This is a genomic window from Escherichia ruysiae (genome assembly GCF_031323975.1).
Classification (GTDB): Bacteria; Pseudomonadota; Gammaproteobacteria; order Enterobacterales; family Enterobacteriaceae; genus Escherichia; species Escherichia ruysiae.
The window spans coordinates 1620407-1641864 of sequence record NZ_JAVIWS010000001.1 but is presented as its reverse complement, the minus strand read 5'-3'; the positions used below and the strand labels follow the sequence as shown (position 1 = coordinate 1641864).

General features: G+C 43.3%; 20 protein-coding genes. 12 read left to right on the top strand and 8 right to left on the bottom strand.

Annotated features, from left to right (window positions below; all coding sequences use genetic code 11):
- Positions 1-127 precede the first annotated feature (127 nt).
- The 6 genes from RGV86_RS08140 (at position 128) to RGV86_RS08115 (ending at position 4627) form a co-directional block, all read left to right on the top strand.
- A complete protein-coding gene (locus RGV86_RS08140) occupies positions 128-340 on the top strand; it encodes a hypothetical protein (RefSeq protein ID WP_000898166.1) in 213 nt (70 codons plus the stop codon).
- Entirely contained in the window at positions 337-699 is a 363-nt protein-coding gene (locus RGV86_RS08135; protein ID WP_001570993.1) for a hypothetical protein, read from the top strand. Before RGV86_RS08140 ends, RGV86_RS08135 begins: the two co-directional genes overlap by 4 nt.
- An 18-nt stretch (positions 700-717) precedes the next feature.
- Positions 718-1746: a major capsid protein gene (locus RGV86_RS08130; protein WP_309508387.1), complete on the top strand. Its 1029-nt coding sequence runs from the start codon at positions 718-720 to the stop codon at positions 1744-1746.
- Between the two features lie 85 nt (positions 1747-1831).
- Complete coding sequence (locus RGV86_RS08125; protein WP_000452041.1) at positions 1832-2035, top strand: hypothetical protein; 204 nt, start codon at positions 1832-1834, stop codon at positions 2033-2035.
- A gap of 14 nt (positions 2036-2049) precedes the next feature.
- Positions 2050-3879, top strand: coding sequence for a hypothetical protein (locus RGV86_RS08120; RefSeq protein WP_000890067.1), 1830 nt, complete (start codon positions 2050-2052; stop codon positions 3877-3879).
- Between the two features lie 34 nt (positions 3880-3913).
- Complete coding sequence (locus RGV86_RS08115) at positions 3914-4627, top strand: phage baseplate protein (protein ID WP_000179445.1); 714 nt, start codon at positions 3914-3916, stop codon at positions 4625-4627.
- 94 nt (positions 4628-4721) lie between these two features.
- Here RGV86_RS08115 and RGV86_RS08110 read toward each other — a convergent pair whose 3' ends face one another.
- From RGV86_RS08110 to RGV86_RS08085, 6 genes are all read right to left on the bottom strand, one after another.
- Entirely contained in the window at positions 4722-5942 is a 1221-nt protein-coding gene (locus RGV86_RS08110; RefSeq protein ID WP_000023114.1) for a tyrosine-type recombinase/integrase, read from the bottom strand.
- A 288-nt stretch (positions 5943-6230) separates the two neighbouring features.
- Positions 6231-7637, bottom strand: a complete 1407-nt coding sequence (locus RGV86_RS08105; RefSeq protein ID WP_085461118.1) for a winged helix-turn-helix domain-containing protein — start codon at positions 7635-7637, stop codon at positions 6231-6233.
- A 611-nt stretch (positions 7638-8248) separates the two neighbouring features.
- The gene (locus RGV86_RS08100) at positions 8249-8731 is read right to left on the bottom strand and encodes a YqeJ family protein (RefSeq protein WP_085461117.1); all 483 of its coding nucleotides are present in this window, start codon (positions 8729-8731) and stop codon (positions 8249-8251) included.
- On the bottom strand, positions 8718-9533 hold the full coding sequence (locus RGV86_RS08095) for a winged helix-turn-helix domain-containing protein (RefSeq protein WP_085461116.1): 816 nt from the start codon (positions 9531-9533) through the stop codon (positions 8718-8720). Before RGV86_RS08095 ends, RGV86_RS08100 begins: the two co-directional genes overlap by 14 nt.
- Before the next feature lie 332 nt (positions 9534-9865).
- Positions 9866-10498, bottom strand: a complete 633-nt coding sequence (locus RGV86_RS08090; RefSeq protein ID WP_010354900.1) for a helix-turn-helix transcriptional regulator — start codon at positions 10496-10498, stop codon at positions 9866-9868.
- Between the two features lie 458 nt (positions 10499-10956).
- The gene (locus RGV86_RS08085; RefSeq protein ID WP_085461115.1) at positions 10957-12186 is read right to left on the bottom strand and encodes an amino acid permease; all 1230 of its coding nucleotides are present in this window, start codon (positions 12184-12186) and stop codon (positions 10957-10959) included.
- Positions 12187-12442: 256 nt separating this feature from the next.
- On the opposite strand from RGV86_RS08085, the gene RGV86_RS08080 reads away from it, so the two are divergent.
- The 5 genes from RGV86_RS08080 (at position 12443) to RGV86_RS08060 (ending at position 18091) form a co-directional block, all read left to right on the top strand.
- On the top strand, positions 12443-13624 hold the full coding sequence (locus tag RGV86_RS08080; protein WP_085461114.1) for an acetyl-CoA C-acetyltransferase: 1182 nt from the start codon (positions 12443-12445) through the stop codon (positions 13622-13624).
- A 284-nt stretch (positions 13625-13908) separates the two neighbouring features.
- Entirely contained in the window at positions 13909-14745 is an 837-nt protein-coding gene (gene kduI / locus RGV86_RS08075; RefSeq protein ID WP_085461113.1) for a 5-dehydro-4-deoxy-D-glucuronate isomerase, read from the top strand.
- A 29-nt stretch (positions 14746-14774) separates the two neighbouring features.
- A complete protein-coding gene (gene kduD / locus RGV86_RS08070) occupies positions 14775-15536 on the top strand; it encodes a 2-dehydro-3-deoxy-D-gluconate 5-dehydrogenase KduD (protein WP_000602499.1) in 762 nt (253 codons plus the stop codon).
- A gap of 315 nt (positions 15537-15851) precedes the next feature.
- On the top strand, positions 15852-17270 hold the full coding sequence (gene araE / locus RGV86_RS08065; RefSeq protein ID WP_000256429.1) for an arabinose-proton symporter AraE: 1419 nt from the start codon (positions 15852-15854) through the stop codon (positions 17268-17270).
- Positions 17271-17398: 128 nt separating this feature from the next.
- A complete protein-coding gene (locus RGV86_RS08060) occupies positions 17399-18091 on the top strand; it encodes an aspartate/glutamate racemase (protein WP_000848678.1) in 693 nt (230 codons plus the stop codon).
- 4 nt (positions 18092-18095) lie between these two features.
- Here the strand turns inward: RGV86_RS08060 and lysR are convergent, their stop codons facing one another.
- Positions 18096-19013: a DNA-binding transcriptional regulator LysR gene (lysR, locus tag RGV86_RS08055; RefSeq protein ID WP_000741845.1), complete on the bottom strand. Its 918-nt coding sequence runs from the start codon at positions 19011-19013 to the stop codon at positions 18096-18098.
- A 121-nt stretch (positions 19014-19134) separates the two neighbouring features.
- On the opposite strand from lysR, the gene lysA reads away from it, so the two are divergent.
- Positions 19135-20397 carry a diaminopimelate decarboxylase gene (gene lysA / locus RGV86_RS08050; RefSeq protein WP_032226127.1) on the top strand — a complete coding sequence of 421 codons (1263 nt, stop codon included), beginning with the start codon at positions 19135-19137 and terminating at the stop codon, positions 20395-20397.
- Between the two features lie 6 nt (positions 20398-20403).
- Here the strand turns inward: lysA and galR are convergent, their stop codons facing one another.
- Positions 20404-21435 (bottom strand): HTH-type transcriptional regulator GalR, encoded by a 1032-nt coding sequence (galR, locus tag RGV86_RS08045; protein WP_000201036.1) that lies wholly within the window; start codon positions 21433-21435, stop codon positions 20404-20406.
- Positions 21436-21458: the final 23 nt, after the last annotated feature.

Here is a 21458-nt window from a genome sequence, read left to right as displayed (position 1 = left end):
TAACATAGGGTAATTACATAGGTACAAGTTAATAAAAGGCGGCTTTAAATGCTGCCTTTTATTTTGCCCGTTATGCAACTTAAAAGTTGTATTTCTTACTTTAAACAAGGTAACAAGGTTTATATAAATGTTGTTCTTAAATGATAAAGAGCAAATCATCAAGTATCGAGATGAAATGCTGAAAATTAATCCACAAATTACCGAAATGGTAGCTAAATACGCTGGGTGTTCTGTAGAAGAAGTAGAAAGATGTGTTGAAAAATATTTTTCTCCTTCTTCTCCGTCTACACCTTCCCTTAATGAACTAATCAAATTAAAAGCTAAGGAGATTACTAAATGATTATTGATTTAGACACTCTGTTTCCAGTTCGAAAGACTTTCACAGATATTGTAAGTTATTGTACTGATCCGTTTGCCTCTGTAGAAAGCAAGGTTTTTGCTTCTCTTCCTGCTGATGTTGAATGCGGCGACTTGATCACCAGCACGGGCGCTAAATATGAATCAGGAGATGATATTTATGTTGTTATGAGTGAATTTGTAACGGCTGGAGAAAACAAGCCTGTAGATGTGCTACGTAGCAATGCTGGGCTTGTCTGCATCAAAGCTGATGCGCTGAATGCTGTAAGTGAAGCAGCAAAAACAGCCTTAATTAAAAAAGGCTTCCAGCTTGAAGGCTTCCATTCTGTTTTCACTTCTTAATAAAAGGAATAATAATAAATGATTCTAGGTAATGATTACGTTGATTTAGCCCCGCTTTTCCAGGCACACAGCACTAGAAACTATCTGCTTTCTACCCTTGATTTTACGGATTCTGTAGGGGTTACATCTCATAAAGTAGCTGTTTCCCAGCTTGTCGAAAGCAACGAATCTCTCTTTAACAAAGAGACAAGCCGTTTTAGTTCTGAACACAATGTTACTAAGCGAGAACAAGGTAAAGAATGGCTGATTGAAATCCCGTATTTTCTTCGTGAAGATGTGATCCGTCCTTCTGATGTTCAAGGCAAACGTAAACCTGGCACTGAGTTTCAGGAAACACTCACTGATATCTACGCGGAATATGTTGCTAAACACAATGTTGCATTCCAGCGTACTAAAGAGAGCGTGCTGGCTGCTTCCCTGTTTAGTGGTCGCACCTACACCCCTAAAACTGATGATGTTCTTATCGAGTGGGGCAAGCTGTTTAACGTATCAGCTATGAAAGCCACTGTGAACGCTTCCAGCACTGACACCACGAAGATTTTTAAAGAATTTGATCAGATTGCTACTGACATTATCGAAAAAGCACAAAGCCAGGCGGCTGCTGTAGAGCGTATTGTTGTTTTCTGTAAGCCGGAAGCCTTCTCTGCAATTCGATTCTCTGCGGGTATGGCAAACGCATTCCAGTATGTAAGCCCACTGGAAGAGGGGAATGTTGTGTACCAGCGTCGTGACCTGCTGCCAGGGGTGACAGCGTTCACTATCCCAGGAACTAACATTGATGTTATTAAACTGGTAGATCCGCTACACCTTGCACATATGACCGCTGACGCTGTAGCCGTGCCTAAATTCGCTAAAGGCTCTAACGTCTACCAGGCCATCTATGGGGCGGCTTCCAGCACCTTTGAACTGATCAATGCCGCTCCTGCTGAGGTTTACAGCTACAGCTATGAATCTTCTCGTGGTGATGCTGTTAACGTTGTTACAGAGAATAGCCAGATGGTTGTAAACCACGGTGTAGGCTTCTCCGTTCAAATCACTGTTAAATAATATTTAACGTGTAATAGAGGCGTGGCGTGTATTCACGCTTCGCCTTTTTTTTATTTATTTTTAAATTTTGAGAGGTGATTAAAATATGGAAGTGATTCTGAAATCAAAAAATGGTGTCCACGTACATTTAGATGCTAATGATTCTAGAGGCTTGTTAAATCTGAAATATCTATGTTCTCTCTTAGATGTTCCATATGAAGGAGTAAAAGCCCGTATGTTCAGACTAAACGAGAGTATTGATCAGGCTCTACACCATTTCTTAAGTAAAGAAGGTGGTAAAAATGATTAATAAGGGGATTTTAAATGTTAGAAATTAACACTTCTAAAATTAAGAACACAGTTACATTTAGTGTAGATAAAGACAGCTTGAAAAAAGCGAAAGACTCTATTACAGGCTTAAAGGAATTCGCAGAAAATATCAAGCCTGCTAAATTAAGATTTGATACTGTCACTAAAGGCTATAAGAAAGCACAAAGTGAAGTAGATAAGATTGCTCAACAGAAAGCGAAAAACGAAAAACAGAATCAAAGAGCACAAGCTGCCGCAGCAAGAGCACAGGCAAGGCAACAGCAACAAATAGCAGCACGTAAGGAGAAAGCTGAACTAAAGCTTTTAGACGTTGGATCAAGCATTAGTGCAATGCACCGTCTTTCTGTAGCTGAACAATACAAAGCTATTGCACAGGCTAGAGAGATAGCAAAACAATATGAGCAAGGGGCTATCTCGCTTGCACGTATGAATAGCCAGATGAAACGCTTACAACAGCAACAACGTAAGATTAATGGCAACAGAAAAGCTCAATTAGCCCCCGTTAAGGGAGGATCAGGGAATTCCGCCACTATGGGCGCTCTGTTATTTGGAGGCGCTACGGCGGCTGCTGGCGTGATGGCTGTAAGTAAAACCGCCGAGTTTGTTAGTAAAAGTTTCGCTAACGCAGAGACACAAGGAGAATTAATCCAACGTGCAAGGCTTGGCGGTGTAGACGTTAACCAGATGTATAACATTACAGAATGGGCGTATAAAAACGGCGTTGACTCTATGATGGGTGATCAAGGGGCTAGAAAATACCTGGATCAGATGAAAGATGTTAGGGAACGTGCTACCAAATCTTATGACGAGGCTGAATATGTAGTTGATAAGAAAACAGGGAAAGGCATATGGAAAGGCGGTGATAACGGTATTAATGAACTTCTAAACATCGGTGTTATTAACAAAAGCGACCTTAAAAAATTTGCTGATAATCCAGCCGGATTAATTTCTAAGGCTGTTAATGGAATGATGAAAAAAGGGTTTTCAGATTCTCAAATTGGACAACGTTTAGAAGACCTGGGCGATGATTTGATGCTTACGTCAAAATATTGGCAACGTTCCGTTAAAGATGTACAAGAAAGTATTAATCAGCAAAAAGCCTCTGGAAAATGGCTAACAGAAACACAGCAAGACTCTATCGTTAAATTCAGAGAACTAAACAGACAGCTTTCGCAGCTTTCTGATGCAAGACAAGTAGCATTTGTAGACGGGTTTATGAAATCTCTCGATCCAAAAGTAACGGAAGAGTTTTTGAAAAACCTTTCTAATCTCACTCCGTATTTTACGAAGCTGGGAGAAGCTACAGGAAGTCTCTTTGAAGCTATTATGAAGATTGTAAACTGGTTTAATCGTAATGATGATAAGACAGAGGCTATTCAGAAAAATTTAGGTGATGCACCGCCATTAAGCAATGAAGGAATGAAACAGAATCTTTCTAATCTCGTTCCTGACCAATATAAAGGCGCTGGCACTGCAACAACTACACCTGATAATAGTCATTCTCTCTTTAACACGATTAAGGGATTGCTTTTCGATGATAAATCTTCTGTGTCAGATGTAAAAATGTCAGTCAATGAAGCACCGATAACCAATCTCAAACAGGGTGCTTTAAATAATCTTGCAATGACAACTCCGGCTTATAATTTATCTCCTGTGTTTAATCTGAATCCTACATTTGAAGTGGTAACAGAGGTTCCGCTTACTATTAATTCGGACACATCCAGATTAAGCGATTATGTGGATTTTACAGCGAGAGCAAGTCGGGATAGCTTCTTGAAATCATTAACATTAACCAGCTTATCAGGGCAATCCAACGGCGGGTAATTCCCGCCATAACATTACAAGGAAAATTATTATTATGGCGACCGCCGGGATTTTAACCATACGTGCAGCAAATACTCCAGAACAACACGTTCAGGCTGTTTACAAAGCAGAACAAGATATAAACTCTACAAAAAACGAAAATAGCAAAGCTAATAAAGCAAAAGGGGAGAATGGATTTGCTATTGTTACCAGTGGGCTGGCATCTTCTGGTAATGACGTTTATGAAAATTATATGGCACTGGCCTTTGACAGTGTAGACGATGTGAACGTAAAACGTCAAGCAGATGTTACTAGCTATCCTGTAGAAAATGGTGCTACTGTGTCTGATCACGTTCAAATTAAAAACAATAAGTTTTCTCTTAAAGGGCGTATCTCTGAAACACCGATTAAAAGCGATCCTGGCTTGTTAAAGAGTGCAGGGGTGAACGGGAACAGAAGATCATTAGCTATCGACTACCTGAATCAGATTATGGACAGTAGACAGCCTTTTCTTCTTGTTACAGAAAATAAAACTTTTGAGAACGTTGTTTTAACAGGCATCGAATACACAGAAGAGGCAAGCGAATCCCTGGTATTTGATTTGGAATTTGAACAGATCAGATTAGTTTCTTATGCCACAGTAAATACTGTAGCTCTCAAAACACAGGCATCTAAAAATATAGGGGTTCGTACGAAAAAACGTGTTAACACTGAAGATCAAAGTAGTGAAGGTGAAGACACTATTACTCCTGCCTTTAAACAGGAATAGCCGTAAACGCCTCTAAAACGCTCTGTAACGATGTAATTATAAAAGAGGCTACCAATCTATGTTGAAGCCTCTTTATTGCGTCTATGGCGTTGTTTTACGCCTTAAAATCAATATTTAATTCATATCTTACCAACTCTACATATTCAGCTAATTCCTGAATACTTGCCCCTTGCGAGTAAGTGCGAAAGGCTTCTGTTTTAGCTTTCTGTTCTGTGTGTCCGGTAATGGCTCCGATCCTAGTTTCCTGTACTCCTGCACGATCAAGACAGGTGATAAACATCCCGCGCAGGCTGTGGAAGCATTGACGCTCTGTAGCTGTAGGTAAGACACTACGACGTAAACGTGAGAACGCTTGACTATAAAACGGCCCCTTTTTACCGTCGATTCTCTTTATCTTATTAGCTTGAGGAAACAGATATTCACCGTAGCTATGCTTTAAGTATTCATCAACTATAACCGATAGTTTCGAATGTATCGGAACGTGTCTGATCCCTGCCTTAGTCTTACTCTTGCTGATATAAAAACAGCGTATTCCTTCCACTGTTACAACCTCTGACTTTTTCAGGCTGGCTAGTTCGTCTAATCTGCATCCTGAAAACAAGCCCATTAAAATAATATTTCTGATCTCCGGCTCCGCTGCATCAAGTAGCTTTTGCATCTGTTCCGGTGTAAACGGTTGATAGCTCTCAATTGTGCGTCTAGCTTCCAAATTGTGACCGTGAAAGGGGTTATCAGATGGTATTCCGTCATAGCGCCGTTTACCAAACTCATAAAGTGATCCTAAACACGTAAGCCAGTTTTGACGAGATTGATCGGCGGCTCCTCGTTGCTTCTGGTCATCTAAAAACACTGTTACAAGCCGTCTGCCTATCTTCTCAATATGAATATCATCTTTCTGAATACTTTCTAAAAATAGCTCAACGGCTCTAGCTAGTTTCTGTAGTGTTGAGTAAGATCGGCGATCTTTATAGCTTTCTGTGTATTCATCACGTAATAAACACAATGTAGGGGTTGCATAACCACGTTTTACGGCTCTTTGTGTGTTTTTATTAGCCCTTGCCTCTGAATGTAATGATTCAATAGCTTGTTGTAATCTCTTTTCAGGGCTATCCGGGTTATGTTTCCGCTTTAGTTCCTCCCATTCTAGTAACAGATGGTTTCTGAATCTTCTAGCTTCGTTAAGATCTCGTGTAGATGTAGTCTTTCGCCACATCCGATACGGGTAAAGGTGGCGTAGGTATTTAGGAACAAAAATCTGAAACATCCAGATTCCGTCCTTTCGTTGGTAAAGATAAGCCTGGCCCTTGATTGACACGATAATGATCCTCTATTATCACGCAATCAGTTACATAAGCTGATCTCAATAGTGTTATCTGACAGCAGGTTATAAGGGGTTTTCTTCGATTCCCTTCGCCCGCTCCAGTTTTTATATCCTCATTTATTTTTCTTTTTTATCGAAACGTTCCATTCTTTTAATGTACTCACATCAGGTATGGCTGAATCAAATAACAACAATCAAAGATAAGTAGAACTTGAGTGCTCCTCGACATCGGCAGTCATAAACGAGTTTGCATTCGTTATACCAGTCGAGGATTATCACGACTCAAGCTACTGCATATTGACTGTTAAAATCGATACTATTGTTCGTTTTTGTCAATTGCTTTAACTTTTGGATGTTATTAATAATAACCAAATGACATTCGTTCTCTGTTCCTTGATAAACGTGTGTACATTTTTTATTCTGCGTTGCAGAAATATATGCATTAATACATTTTTTTATTACTACAGCTTTATGTATATTAGGCTCAAGTAACAGTGCTTGATCTATACAAGCAATTGCATCATCAATTCTATCGTTATATATATTTACCAGTGTTCGATAATAGTATAAGGCGGCGATATCTAATATTTGTGTCTGCGCATGTTCAAAAAAAATACGTGATGTCGTTGCTTGTCCGGAAAGGCCGGTTATCAATCCCATGATCCCTAAAATCTTTCCATCACAAATAGTTTTATCTGACACCTTATCTATAAATGCTAATGCTTTTTGAGTTGCATCTTTATGCTCGTTCATACCATGAAGAGCCAGGGATATATAGCATTCAGCCAACAGGCAATGACACTCATTTATTAGAGACGGAATATTGTATTTTTTTTTCAGGTGTTCAAATATTGTTATTGCTTTGACAATACTTTCAGGTGTGAACTCATTCAGTGCGTTTTTTCCGTTAGACATTTCTTTTGATAAAATATTGTCATTAAAAGAATCGCGTTGACTGATCATTTCCTGCGCGGCTTTAGGTTTCTTCATAGCCAGATTCAAGTTACTGATTATAAATTGTGATACTTTTTGTATATCATCCGCTTGCAGATGTGTGCTGGCAACAAGATAAAAGCTTTTTGCATCGATCACCTCTACATATAAGCTATTTGATGCTCCATGTTGGCTAATTCTTCCAGTTATAAAATAATCTGGTTTGAATCTGGCCAGAAAAGCTGTTTGAGATTTATTATCTATACAATACTGGGTTGCCGCCAGTGGGTATATGTAAAGGTCATCATCTTTTTGGTTTGAAATAAGTTGTACAAGATCCTGATTTAGTTTTAATGGATCATGATGACTGTGGGATGTTATAAATGGAAATAAAGCAACAGCACTACCTGCTTTATTATTTTGGTTCCCTTTTATCTTGAAAACTTGCCCACTGAATCGATACCCTTTTCTGTATATGGTTTCTATACAGCGAGTATAGCCGATGCGTTCAAAAATACATCTTAATGAATATATACACCGTGTAAGGGATTCGTCACTTACAATTACATTTTTCCACACGGACTCGATGATCATATCTTTTGATACAACGTTGCCAGATGATTCAAGCAATACAAATAATACGCCAAGCTCTTTCGGAGGTATGTAAGACTGCTCATTCCCTTTTGTAAGAATACCATCTTCTGTAAGTATTATTCCATCAGAAAAATGATATGAAAACTTAATTTCTAAATCCATTAGCTAACCCCTGTAAAATTTATGGTTATTTGCGTCCTGAATGAGTAATAAATATAACTAATATTCATATATGTTTTATTAAACTGTATATGATTTTGTATATATAAAATTCCATGACTGTTTGAATTAATTTATCCAGGATTGTTTCGAATGTAACCTGAAATATCCTTAATTAATGCTTTTTAATCATGTTTATACATAACTTGTTGAAAGACAACAATAAACTTACATGTCTTTCATTCCTTAACTGAGTGCTGATTTTGATTTAAGATAAGAGAAAATACCCAAGTGATAGCTATGTATCGAGTTCGAACCTTGTTTGTGAACGTTATAGTAACAATAGCTTTCTCTGCAGTTTATTATGTATAAAATATATATTTGTTGCTTTTTACACAATCATGTATATCACTTCTACAATGGAGTATTCTCGCTGAGGATATTTCTTCAAATTAATACCGGCAATGTATTAATTTGAAGAGTGAGCATTATACTGAGAGAAGGGGGATGCATTGCTAATATTTTTAGAGAGTGGAAGGTTGCTGTATAGATGGCATAGTTATAAAATTATAGAAATATTACATGTGTTATTTTTATTTCAATCGTATCAGGGGTTATCTTGCACAGTACATGATGGCTCTGTTACTAATGTTAAAAAGAAAACCGCGATTACCTTGTGTTTGTATATTATAGCTTATCATTTTTCCTGAAAAGACATAGAAGTCAGGAAGAAGTAGTGCCAGTTTATCATCCTCAACTTGATCAATAATATCGAATTTATTTATTTTATTGGAGGTGAGATGCAAGGTGTTATAATTTTCAGTCCATGTGTATTCAATATCACGTCGAATTGCTTTATAAGCCTTTGTATTTTGTTTCCATGTGCCGCTCAGTGCAACAATACCTGTCTTTTTGTTTTGGTTATACATAAAGTCAAGGGTGAGATTGGCTTGTCCCTGGTCATTAAAAATAACCCAGTTAGCTGTACATTTTTCATTGTATGCGATTTTCTCTTTAGAATAATTATAGGTAATAAAAAACACAAATCCACTAATAAAACATAAAATAAGTATCAGGCTTTTTTTATAACGAGTCACGATTAACCCCACGATAAGACAAAGTTAAACAGCCTGTAACTTCGTTATTTCTATAGCTTTTTTTGCAGGCCATAACAATCAAACCCGGAAACGACCTGGCAAGGGGAAAATATAACCATGGATATTTTTTGCAGTCAATTCCTGTCTCTAATATATGGTTTTTATATTTATCGAAATCTTTCAGACCATCGATGCTATCTTCTGTAACATTAAAATGACAACCATTTATTTCTGCAACAGTCCGGTAATCTCTAAAGAATGGTTTGGGTTGGTTATTATTCCATAGTAAAAATGCGGTAAGCAAACCCACACCAAATGCACTTAACATTGGTAAATAAAATTTAGAGCGCGAGAGTATGTTCCTGACATGATTATCTGTAGCAGCATTTATCTCTTTAACCTCATCTGTAACGTTCAAATTGAGGGGAGAGTTATGCTTTTGAACATCTATTGAAGAGGGTGGGGTATGATTTTCTATGTTGATATCGTTATTGAGCTTGAACCCTTTTCTCGGCACGGTTGCAATAAGCGAATGAGTCGTATCACCAACCGCGCGAAACCCACGCCTGATAATCGATATGTTTTGGTATAACGTGTTGACCGGTACACGCATACCTTCTTCTTCCCAGACTCTGGAGAAAAAGTCCTGCTGGGCGACCACATCTGGAAAAGCTTCGAGTAGCAACGATAAACACCTGCTTGCGGGCGTTGTCAGAACAACGTTCAACTCGGCGTCATGTACCGAAATTAATTTCTTGTGTTCCGGCCAGAACTCAATATTATTGTTAATAATCCAGTACATAGGTCAATAAAACACAGCATTAAGAAAATTGAAATGAGATAGTTTGGTAAGTATATTAGTATTTACCTAATAAATATATATTAATTTTATATTCACTACGACAATTATAATTGCAATATATTAATGCAACTTAAAACACCATGTGTATTAACATATTTAACGCTTATAACGTCTACTTCCCGGGCTTTTTCGCTCATGAATTTTTGAAATGGCACACAAAATTCACATAATTAAACTAAAAATTAACAAGCGGAATTGGAAGCTCATCTTATAAAACACGGGCATCATTATAAATGCCCGTATATACAATTATTATTGTCGATAGTTACGTTTCAATGCTGAACTGAGTTCGAACGTATAAATAATTCGTTTATTTTACCACCCATCCTTTTTTCAATTCTTTGCTTGTAGGCGTAGATGCTGCGGATATCCATGTCGAGAGTGTCTGCAATTTGATATGGATTATAGCCAGATACCATATGCCCCATTATGGTGAACTCCATTTGAGTCAATGTATTGCCTCTGGTAAATGACAGGTAACGACCAATAAACAGCTGCCTGATCTTCTCGTTAGCAACATCCAGTCCATCATCATTATATATAATAGCTGATATTGCGGGATTGTGTTTTCTCCAGTAATTAGCAAGAGATTGCATATTCCTGTCGCTTATCAACACAATTCCCATTTCCGTACTTGCAAGATACTCAATCCAGTCTTTATCCAGAAAAAGACGTAAAAAACTTACTGAAAAATCTACAAAAATATATCCACTTAATCGAGCATTGTGATTTTTACTTAATATGCCTTCAACCACACCACGATTAAAATACGAACTATCTTCGGGCCACATACAAAAACAGGCGTTTGCACAATACTGCAAGCGCGGTGACTTTTCTGGCATTATTTGGCAATGCATTGAGCAACTATTGCATGTAAGACTTTTATATCTACTACAAAGTCTCATGTTAATAACCTCCCTATTCATAGATAATCGCATAATTTCATTGGTTATTGATGATGTCAATACGCTCTGATTTAATAAGCTTTTAATGGGGATTTGCGTTTAATCTGTATTTGATATTATTCTCAATAAGATATTTAAGAATACATCATTAAGTTTTAAATATGGCTGGATTTCACTCGGTTAACCATGTTGGGCTTATTGCAAATCAGATAAGTGCCTAACGCATTAGGAATATCTATACTGCAAATTGTTTTCGAATAACCAGACGATATCGTGTAAATCTAAGTGATGCATCTTAAATAGTCTTATTTAAGATGTTCAGATTTTTACTGAGGATAACAGCTTGATATTGTTTGTTTATGCTATAGATGGTCAGGAGGGTGATTAATGGTGGAGAGGCATTGTAAGAACTGGAATGGTTCAAAATAAGGACTATTTTGAACCATTCACATCAGCGATTAACTAAAGAACATTACCGATACGCACAGGATACCCACGATCAACGTAATTAGATTTCCGATGGAACGCCAGGGTTTAAGGGCAGGAATGAGATACGTAGACAGTGTTGGCATGATAAAAAGAATCATGGCAATGAGCGGACCACTGATCGCGTAAATCATCGAAATTGCGTTAGGGTTGATGCAGCAGACAATGAAAGTAATCAGCGATACCAACATAATTGACAGCGCGCGGTTAAATGCTCGGCTTTTTTTAACTCCCGCCTGCTGTAACGTGGTTTTGACTAATTCCGTCGCACCTTCAATAACGCCAAAGTAGGTGCCTAAAAATGATTTAGACATGGCAACTACCGCGACAATAATCCCGGAAATTGACAACCACGCAGGGGCATTTGGCAGCATAGATAGTGCCGATAAAATGGTGACGCCTTCCTCTTTTGCCGCCTCAATATATGAAGATGGAATTGATAACAGGCAGCTAAAGACGAAGAACAGCACGCTCACGCAGATGATGAGATAAGCGACCTTCATAATTTTTTTGCATTTATCCATAGCGTGTTCGCCGTATTTTTCTCGTCTGTCGATAGCAAACGTAGAAATAATCGGAGTATGGCTAAAGGCGAAAACCATCACGGGAATCGATATCCATATCTGGTGAAGGGTATTCTGATTGAACTCTACCTGGGTTGTTAATAAAGAAGGCTGCCAGCTACCGACCAGGTAGATGGAAAGAAATAAGAAGTAGGCAATCAGCGGGAAAACCAAAAATCCCATTACCCGAATTGTGGCGTGACGCCCCATCAGAAAAATAAGATTCAGGATTAACACAACGCCAAGACTCACCAGCATACGGATGCGTAGATCAATGACCATATGCTTCGCCAGCTGTTCAGTGAGTGAGTTGGTGATTGCCACTGCGTATATCAACACCACGACAAAAAAGGCAATGAAGTACAGAGTGGTAATCAGATTACCGATCTTTTTGCCATAGTAGTGAGTTACCGCGCCAGTGATCCCTTCGCCTGCCGATGTTTTTGAAGAAAGGATGAACTGGCATAAGGCTTTATGTGGCCAATATGTTAAAGGCCAGGCGACCAGTGCAGTAATAAACAGAACCACCGCTCCTGCTGAACCTAATTGAATAGGAAGGAAGAGCGTGCCTGCGCCAACGGCTGTGCCGTAGAGTGCGAAGCTCCAGAGAGTTTCTTCTTTTGACCAAATTTTAGACATTATTTGAACGTATCATCTACAAATTAAACAAAATGGAGGGCAATTTACCATAAACCAGGCCAGTCATGGGAGATTAACGCTATATCAACCTCTGGATTGGTGTGTAAGTAGATGCAAACCTTGCGTGCCAGCCAGATATCACCCTTCCTCCTTCCGGTAAATTTCCTTTGTGATAAAAATCACTTTTTTTAAACATTTTGGATAATTGGAATTAACAATCATTTACTATTGCGCTGTTAATTGGTGCGAGGTTGTGATGAAAGATGTTGTGATTGTCGGTGCGTTACGAACACCTATCGGCTGCTTTCGTGGAGCGTTGGCTGGTCATTCTGCGGTGGAACTAGGCAGCCTGGTCGTGAAAGCATTATTAGAGCGCACCGGCGTTGCTGCACATGCGGTGGATGAAGTGATTCTTGGACAGGTTCTTACTGCCGGGGCAGGGCAGAATCCAGCACGGCAATCGGCCATTAAAGGTGGTCTTCCCAACAGCGTTTCGGCAATTACCATTAATGATGTTTGTGGTTCCGGGCTAAAAGCTCTGCATCTTGCTACTCAGGCGATTCAGTGTGGTGAGGCTGATATTGTTATTGCCGGTGGTCAGGAAAATATGAGTCGTGCGCCACATGTTTTGACTGATAGCCGCACCGGAGCACAGCTTGGCGATAGCCAATTGGTTGATAGCCTGGTGCATGATGGCTTGTGGGATGCATTCAATGATTACCATATTGGTGTCACTGCCGAAAATCTGGCGCGCGAATATGGTATCAGTCGTCAATTACAAGATGCCTACGCACTTAGCTCACAACAGAAAGCGCGGGCGGCCATTGATGCCGGACGATTCAAAGATGAGATCGTCCCGGTCAGAACGCAAAGCAATGGGCAGTTACTGATTGTTGATACCGATGAGCAGCCGCGTACCGATGCCAGTGCCGAAGGGCTGGCTAGTTTAAATCCGTCCTTTGATAGTCTCGGTTCTGTTACCGCAGGAAATGCCTCATCCATCAATGATGGCGCGGCTGCGGTAATGATGATGAGCGAAGCCAAAGCACATGCGTTGAATTTACCCGTACTGGCACGTATTCGCGCCTTTGCCAGCGTTGGTGTTGATCCTGCGCTGATGGGCATTGCTCCTGTGTATGCGACTCGCCGTTGCCTGGAGCGTGTAGGCTGGCAGTTGGCTGATGTCGATCTTATTGAGGCTAATGAAGCATTTGCCGCGCAGGCGCTTTCTGTTGGCAAGATGCTTGAATGGGATGAACGCCGGGTCAATGTCAATGGCGGCGCGATTGCATTGGGTCATCCGATTGGCGCCTCTGGCTGTCGCATTTTGGTTTCTTTGGTTCATGAAATGGTGAAACGCAACGCTCGTAAAGGATTGGCTACACTCTGTATTGGTGGTGGTCAGGGCGTGGCATTAACTATTGAGCGTGACGATTAGATCTGTATTTCTTCCTTATCCGTTAAACCTCTACCGCCATCAAGCTGCTTTATAATGATGGCTGGCACGTCTATGCATGTCCCATATAGAACCTGACTTTTTCCTTTCCCCTGCTTATTCGTGATCGATACTACACTTTTTACAATCGTCATCTTAAAAATGAAACAATGTTTTATTTTTAATTGAAAAGAGCACATCACGGGCTTATCATCCTTCAATAGAAAAACAAAACGATGTTTCACAATCGTTCTGATTTCACACTTCAATGATTATCGGAGGTTGATGTGGACGTAAGACAAAGCATCCATAGCGCGCACGCGAAAACACTGGATACCCAAGGGCTGCGCAATGAATTTTTGGTTGAAAAGGTATTCGTCGCGGATGAGTACACCATGGTTTACAGCCACATTGACCGTATTATTGTTGGCGGCATTATGCCGGTAACTAAAACGGTTTCCGTTGGCGGGGAGGTTGGTAAGCAACTGGGCGTAAGCTACTTCCTTGAACGTCGCGAGCTAGGGGTTATCAATATTGGCGGAACCGGTACGATTACCGTCGATGGTCAATGCTACGAAATCGGTCACCGCGACGCCCTCTATGTTGGTAAAGGTGCAAAAGAAGTTGTTTTTGCCAGCATTGATAGTGCCACTCCGGCGAAGTTTTATTACAACTGCGCACCTGCTCACACGACGTATCCCACGAAAAAAGTCGCGCCATCTGAAGTGTCTCCGGTTACGCTGGGCGATAATCTCACCAGTAACCGCCGCACGATTAACAAATACTTTGTGCCGGATGTGCTGGAAACCTGCCAGTTGAGTATGGGGCTGACAGAACTGGCACCGGGAAACCTGTGGAATACCATGCCGTGCCACACCCACGAGCGCCGGATGGAAGTTTACTTCTATTTCAACATGGACGATGACGCCTGCGTTTTCCACATGATGGGGCAGCCGCAAGAAACGCGTCACATTGTGATGCATAACGAACAGGCGGTGATTTCCCCAAGCTGGTCTATCCATTCAGGTGTAGGAACCAGGGCTTATACCTTTATCTGGGGCATGGTCGGTGAAAACCAGGTCTTTGATGATATGGACCACGTTGCCATTAAAGATCTGCGCTAGTCGCGGATATAAATTAATAAGGTATTATCATGATTTTAAATGCATTTTCTCTTGAAGGTAAAGTTGCAGTTGTCACCGGTTGTGACACTGGGCTGGGGCAGGGAATGGCGTTGGGTCTGGCGCAAGCGGGCTGTGACATTGTGGGTATCAACATTGTTGAGCCAACTGAGACCATTGAACAGGTCACTGCGCTGGGGCGCCGTTTTTTAAGTCTGACCGCCGATCTGCGTAAGATTGATGGTATTCCAGCACTGCTGGATCGTGCGGTGGCTGAATTTGGGCATATTGATATCCTGGTGAATAACGCCGGATTAATTCGCCGCGAAGATGCTCTCGATTTCAGCGAAAAAGACTGGGACGATGTGATGAATCTGAATATCAAAAGCGTGTTCTTCATGTCCCAGGCGGCGGCGAAGCACTTTATCGCGCAGGGTAATGGCGGCAAGATTATTAATATCGCGTCAATGCTTTCATTCCAGGGCGGGATCCGTGTGCCCTCATATACCGCATCAAAAAGCGGCGTGATGGGTGTGACGCGCCTGATGGCGAACGAATGGGCAAAACACAACATCAACGTTAATGCGATTGCTCCGGGTTATATGGCGACCAACAATACTCAGCAACTGCGGGCTGATGAACAGCGTAGTGCGGAAATTTTGGATCGCATTCCTGCGGGGCGTTGGGGGTTGCCGAGCGATCTGATGGGGCCGGTGGTGTTTCTGGCATCCAGTGCTTCTGACTATGTTAATGGCTACACCATTGCCGTGGATGGCGGCTGGTTAGCACGTTAATTCATCTTGCTTACATTTATGACCCTGTCACATTGGCAGGGTTTTTTATTTCTGATAATCAACATAATCCATATCATGGCTATTAAATAATCCATATTAATTATCAATTGATGAGTTTTGTTAGTTTTAACTGCTTTAAAATTAGTTGCTTAATTATAATGTCATTAATTTTACTTAATTTTAAAAGTGTAATGTCCATCACATAACTGCATGTGGCAGCAATTTAATCCATATTTATGCTATTTCCGACCTGACACCTGAGTTAATTGTTCACGTATTTTTTCACTATGTCTTACTCTGTGCTGGCAGGAAAAAATGGTTACTATCAATACGGAATCTGCTTTAACGCCGCGCCCTCTGCGTGATACGCGGCGTATGAATATGTTTGTTTCGGTAGCTGCTGCGGTCGCGGGATTGTTATTCGGTCTTGATATCGGGGTTATCGCAGGTGCATTACCGTTTATCACCGATCACTTTGTGCTGACCAGTCGTTTGCAGGAATGGGTGGTCAGTAGCATGATGCTTGGCGCAGCAATCGGTGCGCTGTTTAACGGCTGGCTGTCGTTCCGTTTGGGACGTAAATACAGCCTGATGGCTGGTGCTGTGCTGTTCGTATTGGGCTCAATAGGATCAGCGTTTGCCACCAGTGTCGAAATGTTAATCGCGGCCCGTGTGGTTCTGGGGATTGCGGTGGGGATTGCCTCTTACACTGCGCCACTGTATCTCTCTGAAATGGCGAGTGAAAACGTGCGTGGCAAGATGATCAGTATGTACCAGTTAATGGTCACGCTTGGCATCGTTCTGGCGTTTTTATCCGACACGGCATTCAGCTATAGCGGTAACTGGCGTGCGATGTTAGGTGTTCTTGCCTTACCGGCAGTTCTGTTGATTATTCTGGTGGTATTTCTGCCGAATAGCCCGCGCTGGCTGGCGGAAAAGGGGCGTCATATTGAGGCGGAAGAAGTGCTGCGTATGCTGCGCGATACGTCGGAAAAAGCGCGAGAAGAACTCAATGAAATTCGTGAAAGCCTGAAATTAAAACAGGGCGGTTGGGCGCTGTTTAAGATCAACCGTAATGTCCGTCGAGCAGTGTTCCTCGGTATGTTGTTGCAGGCGATGCAGCAGTTTACTGGTATGAACATCATCATGTACTACGCGCCGCGCATCTTCAAAATGGCGGGCTTTACGACCACAGAGCAACAGATGATAGCGACTCTGGTGGTGGGGCTGACATTTATGTTCGCCACCTTTATTGCTGTCTTTACGGTAGATAAAGCGGGGCGTAAACCGGCACTGAAAATTGGTTTTAGCGTGATGGCGCTGGGCACGTTGGTGTTGGGCTATTGCCTGATGCAGTTTGATAACGGTACGGCTTCCAGTGGTTTGTCCTGGCTCTCTGTTGGCATGACGATGATGTGTATTGCCGGTTATGCGATGAGCGCCGCGCCAGTGGTGTGGATCCTGTGCTCCGAAATTCAGCCGCTGAAATGCCGCGATTTTGGTATTACCTGTTCGACCACTATGAACTGGGTGTCGAACATGATTATCGGCGCGACCTTCCTGACTCTGCTCGATAGCATCGGCGCGGCAGGTACGTTCTGGCTCTACACTGCGCTGAACATTGCGTTTGTTGGCATCACCTTCTGGCTTATTCCGGAAACCAAGAATGTCACGCTGGAACATATCGAACGTAGACTGATGGCTGGTGAGAAATTGAGAAATATCGGTGTCTGATTTCACAGGCCGGATGTGCTGTACATCCGGCCTTTTTTTCGCTAATAGAGATCTGGCACCAGGCCGTTGAGGCGTTTGTTTCGTTCCTTAATCAGCTCTGTTGCGGTAACTCACATCAGGAGAGAGGAATGAAAACAATTGGTTTGCTGGGAGGAATGAGCTGGGAATCCACCATTCCTTACTATCGCCTGATAAATGAAGGCATTAAACAGCGACTTGGCGGGCTTCACTCTGCGCAAGTGCTGCTACATAGCGTCGATTTTCATGAAATAGAAGAGTGCCAACGTCGCGGTGAGTGGGACAAAACAGGAGAGATTCTTGCCAGTGCGGCGCTTGGATTACAGCGGGCAGGAGCAGAAGGCATTGTGTTATGTACCAATACGATGCACAAAGTAGCAGATGTCATCGAGTCTCGTTGCTCACTGCCTTTCTTACATATTGCGGATGCCACCGGGCGTGCCATCACCCGTGTTGGAATGACGCGCGTGGCGCTGCTGGGAACGCGCTACACCATGGAACAGGATTTTTATCGTGGACGGCTGGCAGAGCAATTTTCTATCGATTGTTTGGTGCCTGAAGCGGATGAGCGGGCGAAAATTAATCAGATTATTTTTGAAGAGCTGTGTCTGGGGCAATTTACCGAAACGTCACGCGCTTATTATGCGCAAGTCATTACTCGTCTCGCAGAACAGGGGGCGCAGGGCGTCATTTTTGGCTGTACTGAAATTGGTTTACTGGTGCCAGAAGAGCGCAGTGTCCTGCCCGTGTTCGATACCACCGCTCTTCATGCCGAGGATGCCGTCGCTTTTATGCTGTCGTAATTCGCTACAAAATAGCGTTAAGTGAGGCAACCAGATTCGGTAAACCTGCCTGTAAGTGCTCACTAAATGCCTGCACCAGTGCTGATGACGGACGGTGCAGGGGGCGAATCAGGCTAACGGTGAACGGAACTGCAATACTAAATCGCCGCACCACTAAACCGCTTGCCGCATAATCCAGTGCGGTGAGCGGGTTAACCACGGAAACTCCCGCCCCCGCCCGTACCATCGCGCAGACTGACGCGGCGCTATGGGTTTCCACAATCATGCGGCGTTTAACCTGATGTTCATTAAATAGTTGATCCAACAACTGGCGATAGCTATCAGTACGGGAAAGGCTGATGTAATTCTCACCCTGAAAATCTTCCGGCGTTAATACCTCTTTTGCCGCCAGCGAATGCCCCTGTGGTAAAACACAGACTTCATCTAAAGACAGTAATTCAGTACGTTCCGTACCCGCAGGCGTATGCAGCGTCTCGGTGAGGCCTAAATCATGGCGCTGGGCTGAGAGCCACTCTTCAAGTAGCGGCGATTCCTGCGGCACAATGTTTAAGCTGACTTCAGGATAGCGGGCCAGAAACGGTTGCATCAGTGGCGGCAAAAAAGACTGCGAAAAGACCGGCAAGCAGGCAATAGACAGTTCGCCCTGTCGAAATTCGCGCAAACTTTCTGCGGCACTGACAATGCGATCCAGGCCGTACCAGGATCGCTGCACCTCTTCAAACAACCGCAGCCCTTGCACGGTAGGATGTAATCGTCCGCGTACGCGCTCAAACAATTTCATCCCAATTACTTTTTCAAAGCGCGCCAGTTCGCGGCTGACGGTGGGTTGTGAAGTATGTAGCAGTTGTGCTGCTTCAGTCAGGCTTCCGGCGGTCATTACCGCATGAAAAATTTCAATATGACGTAAGTTAACGGCGGCCATCTGCTTAATCTCATTCTCCGGTAATCCATATCATTTTTGCATAGACCTGGCATAAATCGATATTTTTTATTCTTTTTATGATGTGGCGTAATCATAAAAAAGCACTTATTCGGAGTTTGTTATGCCACATTCACTGTTCAGCACCGATACCGATCTCACCGCCGAAAATCTGCTGCGCTTGCCCGCAGAATTTGGCTGCCCGGTTTGGGTCTACGATGCACAAATCATTCGTCGGCAGATTGCGGCTCTGAAGCAGTTTGATGTGGTGCGCTTTGCGCAGAAAGCCTGTTCCAATATTCATATTTTGCGCTTAATGCGTGAGCAAGGCGTGAAAGTAGATTCCGTCTCGTTGGGCGAAATCGAGCGCGCGCTGGCGGCGGGTTACAATCCACAAACGCATCCCGATGACATCGTCTTTACCGCTGATGTTATCGACCAGGCGACGCTCGAGCGTGTCAGTGAATTGCAAATTCCGGTGAATGCGGGTTCTGTCGATATGCTCGACCAACTAGGCCAGGTTTCGCCAGGTCATCGGGTATGGCTGCGCGTTAACCCGGGGTTTGGTCATGGGCATAGCCAAAAAACCAATACCGGCGGCGAAAACAGCAAGCACGGTATCTGGTACACCGATCTTCCCGCCGCACTGGAAGTGATACAGCGGCATCAATTGCAGCTGGTCGGCATTCACATGCACATTGGTTCCGGTGTTGACTATGCACATCTGGAACAGGTGTGTGGTGCGATGGTGCGGCAGGTTATCGACTTTGGTCAGGATTTACAGGCGATTTCTGCTGGCGGTGGGCTTTCTGTGCCTTATCAGCAGGGAGAAGAAGCGGTTGATACCGAACATTATTATGGCCTGTGGAATGCGGCACGTGAGCAGATTGCTCATCATCTGGGTCACCCTGTGAAACTGGAAATTGAACCAGGTCGTTTCCTGGTGGCGCAGTCTGGTGTGTTGATTACCCAGGTGCGAAGCGTCAAACAGATGGGGAGCCGCCACTTTGTGCTGGTTGACGCCGGATTTAACGATCTGATGCGCCCGGCAATGTACGGCAGTTACCATCACATTAGCGCACTGGCGGCTGATGGTCATTCCCTTGAGCACGCACCAATGGTGGAAACCGTTGTCGCCGGGCCGCTATGTGAATCGGGGGATGTTTTTACCCAGCAGGAGGGGGGGAATGTCGAAACCCGTGCTTTGCCGGAAGTGAAGGCGGGGGATTATCTGGTACTGCATGATACTGGCGCATATGGTGCGTCAATGTCATCAAACTACAATAGTCGCCCACTGCTGCCAGAAGTTCTGTTTGATAATGGTCAGGCGCGGTTGATTCGCCGTCGCCAGACCATTGAAGAATTACTGGCGCTTGAGTTGCTTTAATCGCGGCTAGTTGCTGGAGGCGTTATGACTTGCCTCCAGTGACGGTGTTGAAACTGAATGGCGACGTACCAGCGTTGGACTAAAGACGTTGGTAATTTCAGGAAGCGGGTGATTGTTCGCCAGTGCCAAAGCCAGTTCGGCAGCCTGAGTCGCCATCGTTACAATTGGATAGCGTACTGTCGTCAAACGCGGACGAACATAGCGCGATACCAGCACATCATCAAAGCCAATCAATGAAATCTCACCCGGTACATCAATACCATTATCATTGAGTACACCCATCGCGCCCGCCGCCATTGAGTCGTTATAACAGGCCACGGCAGTGAAATTTCGCCCCCTTCCCAGCAGTTCAGTCATTGCCTGTTCGCCGCCGCTTTCATCCGGTTCGCCAAAAGTTACCAGCCGATCATTGGCCGGAATACCGCTTTCGGCAAGGGCATCGTAATAACCCTGCAGACGATCTTCGGCGTCAGAAATAGAGTGGTTAGAGCAGAGATAACCAATGCGAGTATGGCCTTGTTGAATCAAATGACGCGTCGCCAGCCAGGCGCCATAACGATCGTCCAGTGCGATGCAACGATTCTCAAACCCCGGAAGGATCCGGTTGATCAGCACCATGCCGGGCATTTGTTTCATCAATGCTGTCAAATCGGCATCGGGAATCATTTTGGCATGAACGACCAGTGCGGCGCAGCGATGACGGATCAACTGCTCAATGGCCTGACGTTCTTTTTGCTCGTTGTGGTAACCATTACCAATCAATAAAAAATTACCCGTGTGATAAGCCACCTGTTCAACCGCTTTCACCATTGCGCCGAAAAAAGGATCGGAGACATCACCAACAATCAACCCAACGGTTTCGGTGGCCTGTTGTGCCAGCGCCCGGGCGTTGGCGTTCGGGTGATAGCTAAGAGACTCCATTGCACTATGTACAGCCAGCCGGGAAGCTTCGCTGGCTTTGGGAGAATTATTAATGACGCGGGAAACTGTGGCGACTGAAACGCCTGCCAGTCGGGCTACATCCTTTATGGTCGCCATGAAAATACCTTTGTGGGTAAACG